Genomic DNA, 13,741 nt, shown 5'->3' with positions numbered 1-13,741 from the left:
CATTTTTTACTTATGGCAAAATGTCCTTTAGTTGTTTTAAGATGGTTTGTAAGGTTAGGACCGCTTGCTTTCCTTGTTGCGGTTGGTAGAGTAGTAGGAAATAGTCGCGAATAGTTCCTTCAAATTGCTTAGGTAGGAGAGCGCAATTGGTCTTAGCATAGTCAAGCATTCGTTTTTCACCAGGATGGGTTTGCTCATTGAGTGCAAACAACAAGTCAAAGTAGGAAGCAAAAAATTCACTTGAGCGGTGATTCATACTGAGAAGATCTTGGCGTTTGATAGCTTTTTCTATTTGGTGAGAGAAGGCAGGCATGGATTGTTCTAATAAAAGGAGTTGCCTTTCAATGATATGCTTTTTGAGTTCCTGTGGGTAAGGAATCTGGTAGGCTTTTTGGAGAGAAGTATAGCGCCCATTCGGATCGTATAGGATTTTACTGTGGAGTAGATTGTGCCACATACAGGTTGTATAAGAGTTTTGGGCTTGATGCTGAAAAACAGTTGAGTTTAGTTCTTGTTCAAACGACTCCAGCGAACGATAAATCAACTCGATTTGGATACCGTTGTTTAGTATACAGTCATCCTCTAATTCCCAAAACTGGTTTCCAATCTCCATATAAGAGCAGTACTTAGTCAAAATTTTTAGGCGAGTCGCCTCATCAATAGGTGAGTTGAGATAGATATAGACATCATAATCAGAATTTTGATCATAGTCTTGTCCTGCACGTGAACCACCAAGAGCGATAGCTTCTACTTGTTCCAGTTGAGAGAATTCTTTGTAAAGTTCTTGGATCATTGTTTTTCTCCTTACATTATGGTTTTAAAGTCATTTTACCAAAAAGTAAAACGTTTGCATAGCATAGAGTTGCTCTTTTTCATTTATAGCAAAAAATGTGAACCCTTGTTTTGAGTTCACATTTCTTTTTTATTCTGCTGCTGGTTGCCAGCGTTTGGCTAGCATGCGGGACAGGCTTGAAATTGCTAGGTTAAAGCTGAAGTATATGAGGGCAATCAGGATATAAAGACTGAAGACCTGCTCAGGTTCGAAATAACGTCCCATGAGAATTTGGCTAGCGCCAAAGAGTTCTTGTAGGGCGATAACAGAGTAGAGAAGGCTGGTATCCTTAATCACGGTCACAAACTGAGAAATGATGGCTGGTAACATTTTACGGATCGCTTGTGGAAGAATGATATGGTAGAGGATTTGCGCAGAGGTAAATCCTTGCGACATTCCTGCTTCGTATTGTCCCTTGTCTACGGCATTGAGGCCACCTCGGATAATCTCAGCCAAGGCTGCTGAGGTAAAGAGGGTAAAGGCCGTAATGCCAGCTGGCGTCGACTTCATCTTGAAAACCAAAAAGATGGTGAAAATCCAGAGAAGGTTGGGAACATTGCGCACAAATTCGATATAAATGCTGGAGATGATTCGCAAGACCGGATTTTTTCCATTTCGCATAACCGCAAGTACTGTCCCGATCAGGGTCGATAGGACAATGGCAATCAGAGAAATGTAGAGGGTCAAGCCGAATCCTTTAAAGATAAAGACTAGGTTATCTGGGGTCAAAACTTCTAAAATAGATTCCATAGTAACCTCCTAAAGTGAATAGGCTTTTTTGTTGGCTTGCTCCATCTTGCGACCAAATTGGGCAACAGGGAAGCAAAGGGCAAAGTAGAGTAGGGCAGCACCTAGAAAGGCAGGGATGTAGTTTCCGTTGAGAGCTGACCAAGACTTGGTCACAAACATCAAGTCCACACCAGAGATGATGGCAACTGTAGAGGTGTTCTTGATGAGGTTAACGATTTGGTTGGTCAAAGGAGGGAGAATGATACGGAAGGCCTGAGGCAAGATAATCAAGCGCATGGCACTGATATAGGTGAAACCTTGCGACAAGGCGGCCTCCATCTGACCACTAGGAATAGACTGAATCCCTGAACGAATAACCTCAGCAATATAGGCACCGTGATAGAGTCCCACGCAGAGAACAGCTGTCCAATAAATCGGAATCATGATGGTGTGTTCACTGATAAGAGGTAGACCATAAAAGACGATAACAAACTGCACTAAGAGGGGAGTATTTTGGTAAAATTCGACAAAGATACGAGCCAAAATTCTTAAAATTTGATGTTTGCTAGTTGATAGGACTCCAAAGATGATTCCTAAGACCATAGCTAGGATAAAGGATCCAATCGCTAGGGCAAGAGTGAAGAGGAAACCATTGAAAAATTGTCCAAAATCCTGAAAATAGGCTGTCCAAGATGATAAATCTGTCATGGGGTGTCCTCCTTAATCTGCAGTATGGCTAGATGGTTTGAGTTTATAACGGTCATAGAGTTTTTGCAAACTGCCATCCTTGCTCCATTTAGTAACCAAGTTATCGAGATAGTCGTTGAGCTCGGTATTTGATTTCTTGGTAACGATACCGTAGTCAGATGGCTTGAAACTATCATCTAGTAGTTCTGTCCGCTTACTGATGTAGCCAGATAGGATAGAACGGTCAACGGAAAAGGCATCAATTCGATGAGCATGAAGGGAAGTAATCAATTCTGGGTAGGAACCAAGTTCGACGAATTTAAAGGTTAGACCTTTCTTTTTACCCAATTCAGTAATCAGGCGTTGGGTGATGGAACCTTGGGCAACTCCAATAGTTTTGCCGTTTAGGTCCTCAATACTTTTGATTTTGGCAGACTTATTGACCAAAAAGCCAGATGCGTCCGTGTAGTAGGGACTGGTAAAGTTGTAGAGTTTTTTGCGTTCGTCTGTGATGGTGAAGGTTGCAATGTCCATATCGACCTGTTCATTGTCTAGAAGTGGTCCACGAGTTTGTGCAGTAACAGGCACATAGCGAACCTTGACCTTGAGCTCATCAGCGACCATCTTGGCTAAGTCAGTTTCGATACCAGAATAAGTCCCGGTCTTGGGATCCTTGTAGCCGAAATTGGGAACGTCTTGTTTGACACCGACAACCAGTTCGCCTCTTTTTTGAATGTCTGCGACACTAGTATCAGCCTGAACTGGTTTGGCAGCAACAAGGCTGAAAAGGCTAATTAACAATGCGGATAAAAAGAATTTCTTTTTCATAGGCGCCTCCTTATTTGACTTTATCACTTTCGTGGTTGATAATTTTGCTGAGGAATTGCTGGGCACGAGGTTCGCTTGGATTGTCGAAAAAGTCATCGACATCTGTCGTATCCACCAAAACTTCTCCGTCGGCCATAAAGATGATACGGTCAGCAACTTCACGGGCAAAGCCCATTTCGTGGGTAACGATGATCATGTTCATCCCATCATGCGCCAGTTTTTGCATAACTGCTAGAACATCACCGATGGTTTCAGGGTCAAGAGCAGATGTTGGCTCATCAAAGAGGAGGAGCTCCGGATGCATGGCAAGACCACGAGCAATGGCGATCCGCTGTTTTTGTCCACCAGATAGCATGGCCGGATAGGAATCTTTCTTGTCCCACATATTTACAAATTCCAGATATTTTTGGGCTGTTTTTTCAGCTTCTTTTTTATCAATTCCTAGAACTTTAATGGGCGCAAGTGTCACGTTTTCTAACACCGTTTTGTGTGGATAAAGATTAAAATGTTGAAAAACCATGCCGACTTCCTTACGAAGAGGAACTAAATCTTTCTGACTGGCACCTGCTACTTGGTGTTCATTGACCAGGAGACTTCCTTTGTCAACAGCCTCTAAACCATTGATCGTACGGATAAGAGTGGACTTCCCAGATCCGGAAGGTCCAAGGAGGACAACGACTTGTCCTTTTTCAAAACGGAGATTGATGTCGCGGAGTGCGTGGTAGTCTCCGTAATATTTTTCGACGTTTTTAAATTCTACTAAAGCCATGAGAGATCTCCTTTGTGTTAGATTTTATAACACGATTCTACAACAAAAGAATGTTCTTGTCAAATCATATCTGAAAAAAATTCACTAAAATGTTATAAAAAAGCAATCAGGATAGAGAAAAAGCCTAAATCATGTTATAATGAAACGATAGAATTCTTAGAAAGAGTGGATGTTTTTTTGATAACTCCTACTTATGAATGGCAGTTTGCCCCGCAGGTTGAAGATGCGAATTTTACAAAGATAGCCAAGAAGGCTGGACTGGGTCCTGAGGTGGCTCGGTTATTATTTGAAAGAGGGATTCAGGATGAGAAAAGTCTAAAGAAGTTCTTAGAACCTTCTTTAGAAGACTTACATGATCCCTATCTGCTCCATGATATGGATAAGGCAGTGGAGCGGATTCGTCAGGCCATTGAAGAAGGGGAGAATATCCTCGTTTACGGTGACTATGATGCGGATGGTATGACTTCGGCCTCTATTGTTAAGGAAAGTTTGGAACAGCTGGGCGCAGAGTGTCGTGTTTACCTGCCCAATCGCTTTACAGATGGCTATGGTCCCAATGCCAGTGTCTATAAATACTTTATCGAGCAAGAGGGGATTTCCTTGATTGTGACAGTGGACAATGGGGTTGCAGGTCACGAGGCTATTGAACTAGCTCAGTCTGTGGGAGTGGATGTCATTGTGACCGACCACCATTCCATGCCTGAAACCTTGCCAGATGCTTATGCCATTGTCCACCCTGAACATCCGGATGCTGACTATCCATTCAAATATCTGGCTGGTTGCGGAGTGGCTTTCAAGTTAGCTTGTGCCCTCTTAGAAGAAGTACAAGTGGAGTTGCTTGATTTGGTCGCTATCGGTACAATTGCCGATATGGTGAGTTTGACGGATGAAAACCGTATCTTGGTTCAATATGGTCTAGAAATGTTGGGGCATACTCAGCGCATCGGTCTGCAAGAAATGCTGGACATGGCTGGGATTGCTGCTAACGAAGTAACAGAAGAAACGGTTGGATTCCAGCTTGCCCCTCGTTTGAATGCCTTGGGGCGTTTGGATGATCCTAATCCCGCTATTGATTTGTTGACTGGATTTGACGACGAGGAAGCTCATGAGATTGCCCTCATGATTCATCAGAAAAACGAAGAGCGCAAGGAAATCGTCCAGTCTATTTATGAAGAAGCTAAGACCATGGTGGATCCTGCGAAGATGGTCCAGGTTTTGGCCAAGGAAGGCTGGAATCCTGGCGTTCTGGGTATCGTTGCTGGTCGTTTGTTGGAAGAGCTAGGACAGACAGTTATCGTTCTTAATATAGAAGATGGTCGTGCCAAGGGTAGTGCTCGTAGTGTGGAAGCAGTCGATATTTTTGAAGCTCTGGATCCCCATCGAGATCTCTTCATCGCATTCGGTGGCCATGCTAGTGCAGCAGGAATGACGCTGGAAGTTGAGAAACTCACAGATTTATCTCAGGTTTTGGAAGATTATATCCGTGAAAAAGGAGCAGATGCTAGTGGTAAGAACAAGTTAAATCTAGATGAAGAGCTAGACTTGGAGACGCTTAGCTTGGAAACGGTCAAAAGTTTTGAACGCTTGGCACCTTTTGGAATGGACAATCAGAAACCTGTCTTTTATATCAAGGATTTTTATGTCGAAAGTGCCCGTACTATGGGGGCAGGCAATGCCCACCTAAAACTAAAAATTTCCAAGGGTGAGGCGAGTTTTGAAGTGGTGGCCTTTGGACAAGGTAGATGGGTAACAGAGTTTGCCCAAACAAAAAACCTAGAATTAGCAGTCACCCTGTCTGTCAATCAATGGAATGGCCAAACTGCCCTCCAGTTGATGATGGTGGATGCGCGTGTGGAAGGTGTTCAACTCTTTAACATTCGTGGGAAGAACGTAGCCCTGCCAGAAGGGGTTCCAGTCTTGGATTTCTCTGGAGAGGTGCCAGATTTAGCGACTAGTGATGCTGTGGTTGTGAAAACCATTCCTGAAGATATTACCTTGCTGAAGGCCATTTTTCAGGAACAGCACTTCTCTGCTGTCTATTTCAAAAATGACATTGACAAGGCCTACTATCTGACAGGTTACGGGACTAGAGAACAGTTTGCAAAATTGTACAAGACCATTTACCAGTTCCCAGAGTTTGATATTCGCTACAAGCTCAAAGAATTGGCGGCTTATCTCAATATCCAACAAATCTTGCTGGTCAAGATGATCCAAGTATTTGAAGAGCTGGGATTTGTGACGATCAAAGATGGTGTCATGACAGTCAATAAAGAAGCGCCGAAAAGGGAAATTGGTGAAAGTCAGATTTACCAAAATCTCAAACAGATCGTTAAAGACCAAGAAATGATGGCGCTGGGTACCGTGCAGGAAATGTATGACTTTTTAATGGAGTTATGGGTGGAAAGGGACTGAGATGACCTATCTCGGCTTTTTCTTTGTCTGATATTGAACTCATGTAGCAAAAGTATAACTATTTGTAATATGACTAAAATATAACTCTAAACGAACTGACATGTAAATCAGGTATGATTTCCTTATCAACAAAAAATAGGGAGAACATAGTTATGAAAAAAACAGTTACGAAACTGACTCTTGGTTTAACTTCTACTGCTGTTTTAGCGACAGTTGGTGCTCAAACGGTTCATGCCAACTCTTACATTGTCCAAGATGGTGATTCATTTTATGCCATTGCTACTGTCAATGGTATGGATCCTTATGACTTGGCGGCTTTGAATGGGAAAACCATCTTTGATACCATCCACCCAGGAGATGTTCTCCAAGTGAGTGGTTCAGTTCAGACTAGCTCTACCTACAGCGCTCCAGCCGCAACTGCTAATGAAGTGTCAGACACTGAAGATGTTGTCGAAAATACTCCAACAAACTATGGGAACTCATATCCTGTTGGTCAATGTACATGGGGTGTGAAAGAATTAGCGCCTTGGGCTAGTAACTGGTGGGGAAATGCCAACACGTGGGCAATCTACGCGAGTGCTCAAGGCTATAAGACAGGAAGTGTTCCAGTAGTAGGAGCGATCGCCGTTTGGGACGGTGGTGAATATGGGCACGTTGCTTATGTAACAGATGTTCAAAGTGAAAACTCTATCCAGGTCTTGGAAGCAAACTACAGACGTCAAAAGCAGATTGCGAATTACCGTGGCTTCTTTAATCCTCATGAATTTTTAGGTAACGTTACTTATATCTATCCAAACTAAAGATGATAAAAAGATTTAGAATTTCTAAGTCTTTTTTCTTTCTGTGAAACTTTCTTTTGGTGAGCTCGGGTCTAGTGGTTATTTGCTGAATAGTTTCTAGGCTTTATGGCGGACTGGAATTCCGTACTTTTGGATGTAGAAAAGTGATGAATTAGTATAAAAATTTTAGAAAAGAGAAGTAAAAGGTAAGGATTCCTCTTGTTATGAACTAAAATAAAAATTTTAGAATGCGAGAAATCTGTCTGAAATCAAGTTATTTTGGAATTTGGGATGTCTGAGAGTTCAATCGTTTAATTTTCTATAGTCAGTCTTGAAAAGAGAGAACAGGGTAAAAGGGGTTGATTTTTAGTAGTGAATGATCTCAGGTCAAAATCCGATCTTCATTTTGAAAATAATCAAAAAAATGGTATAATGGTAGGAAAAGATTCGGCTGAGAGTTTGAGAACTTTTAGAATAAGAGGGTGAACCTACCCTATAATCAAGATAAACTAAGGTTTCGGAGGAAAAATGAGTAATATCAGTTTAACAACACTAGGTGGTGTGCGTGAAAACGGGAAAAATATGTACATTGCTGAGATTGGCAATTCAATTTTTGTTTTGGATGCGGGGCTTAAATACCCTGAAAATGAACAGCTTGGGGTCGACGTCGTCATTCCAAATATGGAATACCTTTTTGAAAATAGTGATCGTATCGCTGGGGTCTTCTTGACCCACGGACATGCGGATGCCATTGGAGCTCTGCCTTACCTTTTGGCAGAGGCTAAGGTGCCTGTGTTTGGCTCTGAGTTGACCATCGAGTTGGCGAAACTCTTTGTCAAAGGAAATGATGCTGTTAAGAAATTCAATGACTTTCATGTGATTGATGAGGATACGGAGATTGACTTTGGAGGAACTGAGGTTTCCTTCTTCCGTACAACTCACTCCATCCCAGAAAGTTTGGGAGTCGTCTTGAAAACTCCAAAAGGTAGCATTGTTTACACGGGGGACTTCAAGTTTGACCAGACTGCTAGTGAATCCTATGCGACTGATTTTGGTCGCTTGGCCGAGATTGGTCGTGACGGTGTCTTGGCTCTTCTCAGTGACTCTGCTAATGCGGACAGCAATATCCAAGTGGCGAGCGAGAGTGAAGTTGGAGAGGAGATTACCCATACCATTGCAGACTGGGAGGGACGCATCATCGTTGCGGCTGTTGCCAGCAACCTCTCTCGTATCCAGCAGGTCTTTGATGCTGCGGCGGACACCGGTCGTCGAGTTGTTTTGACTGGATTTGATGTTGAAAATATCGTCCGCACAGCGATTCGTCTCAAAAAATTGTCTCTAGCCAATGAAAGTCTCTTGATCAAACCCAAAGAAATGTCTCGTTTTGAAGACCATGAGTTGATTATCCTTGAGACTGGTCGAATGGGTGAGCCTATTAATGGACTTCGTAAGATGTCTATTGGTCGCCACCGTTATGTGGAAATCAAAGATGGGGATTTGGTCTATATCGTAACGACTCCATCTATTGCAAAAGAAGCTGTCATGGCGCGTGTGGAAAATATGATCTACCAAGCTGGTGGTGTAGTGAAACTCATCACCCAAAGCTTGCGAGTATCTGGACATGGGAATGCGCGTGATCTGCAGTTGATGATCAATCTCTTGCAACCCAAGTATCTTTTCCCTATCCAAGGGGAATACCGTGAGTTGGATGCGCATGCCAAGGCTGCCATGGCTGTTGGAATGTTGCCAGAGCGTATTTTTATCCCTAAAAAGGGAACAACCATGTCCTACGAACACGGGGATTTTGTTCCTGCTGGTGGAGTTTCTGCAGGTGATGTCTTGATTGATGGAAATGCCATCGGAGATGTTGGAAATGTTGTCCTTCGTGACCGTAAAGTTTTGTCAGAGGACGGGATTTTCATCGTTGCCATTACCGTAAATAGACGTGAGAAAAAAATCATCGCCAAGGCACGAGTTCACACGCGTGGATTTGTCTATCTCAAGAAGAGTCGTGACATTCTCCGTGAAAGTTCAGAACTGATCAACCAAATCGTGGAAGACTATCTCCAAGGTGAAGATTTCGACTGGGCTGATCTCAAAGGGAAGGTTCGTGATGGCTTGGCCAAGTACCTCTTTGACCAAACCAAACGTCGTCCAGCAATCTTGCCAGTCGTGATGGAAGCCAAATAATAAGCAGCATACCTACAGAAAAAGTCGAGTTTCGGCTTTTTCTTATAGAATAGTAAAAGGAGACAACCATGGCAGTTATGAATATCGAGTATTACTCTGAAGTTTTGGAAATGGAGTGGGGAGTTACTGTACTTTATCCAGATGCCAGTCGAGTAACTGAACCAGATTGCACAGATATTCCTGCCCTTTATCTTTTGCACGGAATGTCCGGAAATCAGAATAGCTGGCTCAAACGTACCAATGTCGAACGCTTGTTGCGGGGAACCAATCTCATTGTTATCATGCCCAATACTAGCAATGGCTGGTACACCGATACCCAGTATGGTTTTGACTACTTTACAGCTCTAGCAGAAGAGTTACCTCAGGTTATGAAACGTTTCTTTCCCAATATGACTAGCAAGCGAGAAAAGACCTTCATTGCGGGTCTCTCCATGGGAGGCTATGGTTCCTTCAAGCTGGCTCTCGCAACCAATCGTTTTTCTCATGCGGCTAGTTTTTCTGGTGCACTCAGTTTTCAGGAATTTTCTCCTGAAAGTCAGGATTTGGGCTCTCTTGCCTACTGGAGAGGGGTTTTTGGAGAGATTAAAGATTGGACAGCTAGCCCTCATTCGCTTGAAAGTATCGCTGCGAAATCGGATAAAAAAACCAAACTTTGGGCTTGGTGTGGTGAGCAAGACTATCTCTACTCTGCCAATAATCTCGCAGTGAAAAACCTCAAAAAGCTTGGTTTTAAAGTGACCTATAGTCATAGCCCTGGCACTCACGAGTGGTACTACTGGGAAAAACAATTGGAACGTTTTTTAGCTACTCTACCAATTAACTTTGTTTTGGAAGAGCGCTTATCTTAGTTTTAGTTTTCTTTCAGTTTTATTGAGTAAAATAGAGAATCTATCTTGATTATGGGAGACCATCGATTTAAAGATGGATTCTTATTTTTATGAAAGGTGGAGCGTCATGTTCTGGATTATTCGATTATTTTTCCGATTTCTTTTGGGAATTTGGCGTTTCTTTTGGCGTCTGGTCTGGACCTTGGTTATCATTGTTCTCCTTGCTTTTGGAGTGCTATGGTATCTGACAGGTGATTTTCATTCTGCAGTCAATCAGGTTGAAAAAATGAGCCAGATTGGTCAAGGTGGCTGGAATCAATGGAAGGAAACGGGAACGCTGGAAGTCTTGTCTCAGACAGACAGTCACCAACATGCAGAAGGCAAGTGGGCTCAGGCTTCAGCCCGTATCTATATTGACCCTCAGATGGATGAGACCTTCCAAGGTGCCTATGCAGAAGCTATAAAGAACTGGAATCAAACGGGAGCCTTTACCTTTGAGGTGGTAGCGGATTCTAGCCAAGCAGATATTGTGGCAAGTGAAATGAATGATGGATCGACAGCTGTAGCTGGCCAAGCCGAGAGTCAAACCAATCTCTTGACCAATCAATTTATATCTGTAACAGTTCGCCTAAATCATCATTATCTATCCAATCCAAACTATGGTTATTCTTATGAACGGATCGTGCACACGGCGGAGCACGAGCTGGGGCATGCCATCGGATTGGACCATACCAACGAAACTTCTGTAATGCAACCAGCAGGTTCCTACTATGGGATTCAGCCCCAGGATGTGACAGCTGTTCAAGAACTTTATACCAGTAGCGACTAGCTGAAGTCGGTGTAATCTAAAATGAAATCCAAGCTCCTCCATCAAGTAATCGGTGGGGCTTTTTGTTCGTCCTGTCACGGCCTTTTTGCTATAATGGAACTATGAATAACTTGATCAAATCAAAACTGGAGCTCTTGCCGACTAGTCCTGGATGCTACATTCACAAGGATAAAAATGGCACTATTATCTATGTAGGAAAGGCTAAAAATCTTCGCAATCGCGTGCGGTCCTATTTTCGTGGAAGTCATGATACCAAGACGGAAGCTCTGGTATCTGAAATTGTGGATTTTGAATTTATCGTCACTGAGTCCAATATTGAGGCACTTCTCCTAGAAATCAATCTTATCAAGGAAAATAAGCCCAAGTACAATATCATGCTCAAGGATGATAAGTCCTATCCCTTCATCAAAATCACCAATGAACGTTATCCTCGCTTGATTATCACCCGTCAGGTCAAAAAGGACGGAGGTCTTTATTTTGGCCCTTATCCAGATGTAGGGGCAGCAAATGAAATCAAGCGACTACTGGATCGGATTTTTCCTTTTCGGAAATGCACCAATCCGCCGTCTAAGGTTTGTTTTTATTACCATATCGGCCAGTGTGTGGCCCATACCATCTGTAAAAAAGATGAGGCCTATTTCCAGTCCATGGCTCAGGAGGTTTCTGACTTCTTAAAAGGACAGGATGACAAAATCATCGATGACCTCAAGGGAAAGATGGCATCCGCAGCACAAAGTATGGAGTTTGAACGTGCAGCGGAATATCGTGACCTGATTCAGGCCATTGGAACGCTTCGGACCAAGCAAAGGGTTATGGCTAAGGATCTCCAAAATCGCGATGTCTTTGGCTACTATGTGGATAAGGGCTGGATGTGTGTTCAGGTTTTCTTTGTCCGTCAAGGCAAGCTCATTGAGAGGGATGTCAATCTCTTCCCCTACTACAATGATCCGGACGAGGACTTCTTGACCTATGTGGGACAATTCTATCAAGAAAAATCTCACCTGGTTCCCAATGAAGTATTGATTCCGCAGGATATTGACCAAGAAGCCGTCAAGGCCTTGGTGGATACCAAGATTGTCAAACCCCAACGTGGAGAGAAAAAGCAACTGGTCAATCTAGCCATCAAAAATGCCCGTGTCAGTCTGGAGCAGAAGTTCAATCTGCTAGAAAAATCTGTCGAAAAGACACAAGGAGCTATTGAAAATCTAGGACGCTTGCTTCAAATACCAACTCCGGTTCGCATTGAGTCTTTTGACAACTCCAACATCATGGGGACCAGTCCGGTGTCTGCTATGGTGGTCTTTGTCAATGGCAAACCAAGTAAGAAGGATTACCGTAAGTACAAGATAAAAACGGTTGTCGGTCCAGATGACTACGCCAGTATGCGAGAGGTTATTCGCAGACGCTATGGTCGAGTGCAGCGTGACGGATTGACTCCGCCAGATTTGATTGTCATTGATGGGGGGCAAGGTCAGGTCAATATTGCTAAGCAGGTTATTCAAGAAGAGCTAGGTTTGGACATTCCCATTGCTGGGCTTCAAAAAAATGATAAGCACCAAACCCATGAATTGCTCTTCGGAGATCCACTGGAAGTGGTGGAGTTGTCTCGCAATTCTCAGGAATTTTTCGTGCTTCAACGCATCCAAGATGAGGTCCACCGCTTTGCTATCACCTTCCACCGCCAACTGCGCTCAAAAAATTCTTTTTCTTCACAACTGGATGGGATTGAAGGATTGGGGCCTAAACGCAAGCAAAATCTCATGAAGCATTTCAAGTCTCTAATCAAAATCAAGGAAGCTAGTGTGGATGAAATTGTCGAAGTTGGTGTGCCAAGAGCAGTCGCAGAAGATGTGAAAAGAAAGTTGAATCCGCAGGAAGAAGTAGAATTGGCTCAAGTAGCGGAAGAGAGAGTAGATTACCAAACGGAAGGAAATTATCATGAACCATAAAATCGCAATTTTATCAGATATTCATGGAAATGTGACTGCCTTAGAAGCAGTGATTGCAGATGCTAAAGCACAAGGAGTCAGTGAATACTGGCTCATGGGAGACATTTTTCTTCCTGGACCAGGTGCAAATGATCTGGTTGCCCTGCTAAAGGACCTTCCTATTACAGCAAGTGTTCGAGGAAATTGGGATGATTGTGTCTTAGAGGCTTTAGATGGGCAATATAGCTTAGAAGACCCACAGGAAGTCCAGCTCTTGCGTATGACGCAGTATTTGATGGAGCGAATGGATCCTGCAACGATTGACTGGCTACGAAGCTTACCTATGCTAGAAAAGAGAGAAGTTGACGGTCTGCGTTTTTCTCTTTCTCATAATTTGCCAAATAAGAACTATGGTGGTGACTTGCTAGTTGAGAATGATACAGAGAAATTTGACCAACTCCTAGATGATGAAGTTGATGTGGCAGTCTATGGTCATGTTCACAAGCAGTTGCTTCGTTATGGCAGTCAAGGGCAACAAATCATCAATCCAGGGTCGATTGGCATGCCCTATTTTAATTGGGAGGCGTTAAAAAATCACCGTGCCCAGTATGCTGTGATAGAAGTGGAAGATGGAGAATTGGTAAACATTCTATTCCGAAAAGTTACTTATGACTATGAAGCAGAGTTAGAATTGGCCAAGTCTAAGGACCTTCCCTTTATCGAAATGTATGAAGAACTACGCCGAGATGACAACTATCGGGGGCACAATCTGGAACTCTTAGCTAGTTTAATTGAAAAGCATGGGTATGTAGAGGATGTGAAGAAATTTTTGGTGGCTATAAAGTCAGAATATAAGGTAGACTAGTTTCTTAAAACCCCTGAAAATTAGTTGGAACTGGATGAGGAAAAATCTGATTTTAATGATAAGTTT

12 protein-coding genes are annotated in these 13,741 nt (G+C 43.0%); 7 read left to right on the top strand and 5 right to left on the bottom strand.

Annotated features, from left to right (window positions below; genetic code table 11):
- Positions 1 to 10: 10 nt before the first annotated feature.
- From MK409_RS04835 to MK409_RS04815, 5 genes are all read right to left on the bottom strand, one after another.
- Entirely contained in the window at positions 11 to 793 is a 783-nt protein-coding gene (locus MK409_RS04835) for a DUF4037 domain-containing protein (protein ID WP_268705513.1), read from the bottom strand.
- Between the two features lie 129 nt (positions 794 to 922).
- The gene (locus MK409_RS04830) at positions 923 to 1,582 is read right to left on the bottom strand and encodes an amino acid ABC transporter permease (RefSeq protein WP_268705512.1); all 660 of its coding nucleotides are present in this window, start codon (positions 1,580 to 1,582) and stop codon (positions 923 to 925) included.
- A 9-nt stretch (positions 1,583 to 1,591) separates the two neighbouring features.
- A complete protein-coding gene (locus MK409_RS04825) occupies positions 1,592 to 2,269 on the bottom strand; it encodes an amino acid ABC transporter permease (RefSeq protein WP_000131152.1) in 678 nt (225 codons plus the stop codon).
- A gap of 12 nt (positions 2,270 to 2,281) precedes the next feature.
- On the bottom strand, positions 2,282 to 3,076 hold the full coding sequence (locus MK409_RS04820) for a transporter substrate-binding domain-containing protein (RefSeq protein WP_268705511.1): 795 nt from the start codon (positions 3,074 to 3,076) through the stop codon (positions 2,282 to 2,284).
- A gap of 10 nt (positions 3,077 to 3,086) precedes the next feature.
- Positions 3,087 to 3,845, bottom strand: coding sequence for an amino acid ABC transporter ATP-binding protein (locus MK409_RS04815; protein ID WP_268705510.1), 759 nt, complete (start codon positions 3,843 to 3,845; stop codon positions 3,087 to 3,089).
- Between the two features lie 177 nt (positions 3,846 to 4,022).
- On the opposite strand from MK409_RS04815, the gene recJ reads away from it, so the two are divergent.
- The 7 genes from recJ to MK409_RS04780 all read left to right on the top strand — a co-directional run bounded on the left by recJ (position 4,023) and on the right by MK409_RS04780 (position 13,675).
- The gene (recJ, locus tag MK409_RS04810; RefSeq protein ID WP_268705509.1) at positions 4,023 to 6,257 is read left to right on the top strand and encodes a single-stranded-DNA-specific exonuclease RecJ; all 2,235 of its coding nucleotides are present in this window, start codon (positions 4,023 to 4,025) and stop codon (positions 6,255 to 6,257) included.
- Between the two features lie 152 nt (positions 6,258 to 6,409).
- Positions 6,410 to 7,057, top strand: a complete 648-nt coding sequence (locus MK409_RS04805; RefSeq protein ID WP_268705508.1) for a COG3942 and LysM peptidoglycan-binding domain-containing protein — start codon at positions 6,410 to 6,412, stop codon at positions 7,055 to 7,057.
- A 507-nt stretch (positions 7,058 to 7,564) separates the two neighbouring features.
- A complete protein-coding gene (locus MK409_RS04800; protein ID WP_268705507.1) occupies positions 7,565 to 9,226 on the top strand; it encodes a ribonuclease J in 1,662 nt (553 codons plus the stop codon).
- Positions 9,227 to 9,294: 68 nt separating this feature from the next.
- Entirely contained in the window at positions 9,295 to 10,074 is a 780-nt protein-coding gene (locus MK409_RS04795) for an alpha/beta hydrolase (protein ID WP_268705506.1), read from the top strand.
- A gap of 106 nt (positions 10,075 to 10,180) precedes the next feature.
- Entirely contained in the window at positions 10,181 to 10,882 is a 702-nt protein-coding gene (locus MK409_RS04790; RefSeq protein WP_268705505.1) for a M57 family metalloprotease, read from the top strand.
- Between the two features lie 101 nt (positions 10,883 to 10,983).
- Complete coding sequence (gene uvrC, locus MK409_RS04785) at positions 10,984 to 12,831, top strand: excinuclease ABC subunit UvrC (protein ID WP_268705504.1); 1,848 nt, start codon at positions 10,984 to 10,986, stop codon at positions 12,829 to 12,831.
- Positions 12,821 to 13,675, top strand: coding sequence for a metallophosphoesterase family protein (locus MK409_RS04780; RefSeq protein ID WP_268705503.1), 855 nt, complete (start codon positions 12,821 to 12,823; stop codon positions 13,673 to 13,675). Before uvrC ends, MK409_RS04780 begins: the two co-directional genes overlap by 11 nt.
- The last annotated feature ends 66 nt before the right edge of the window (positions 13,676 to 13,741 follow it).

Source organism: Streptococcus oralis, assembly GCF_026782375.1.
GTDB lineage: Bacteria > Bacillota > Bacilli > Lactobacillales > Streptococcaceae > Streptococcus > Streptococcus oralis_CL.
The sequence above is the reverse complement of the archived record's forward strand: the minus strand, read 5'-3'. Positions and strand labels throughout refer to the sequence as shown.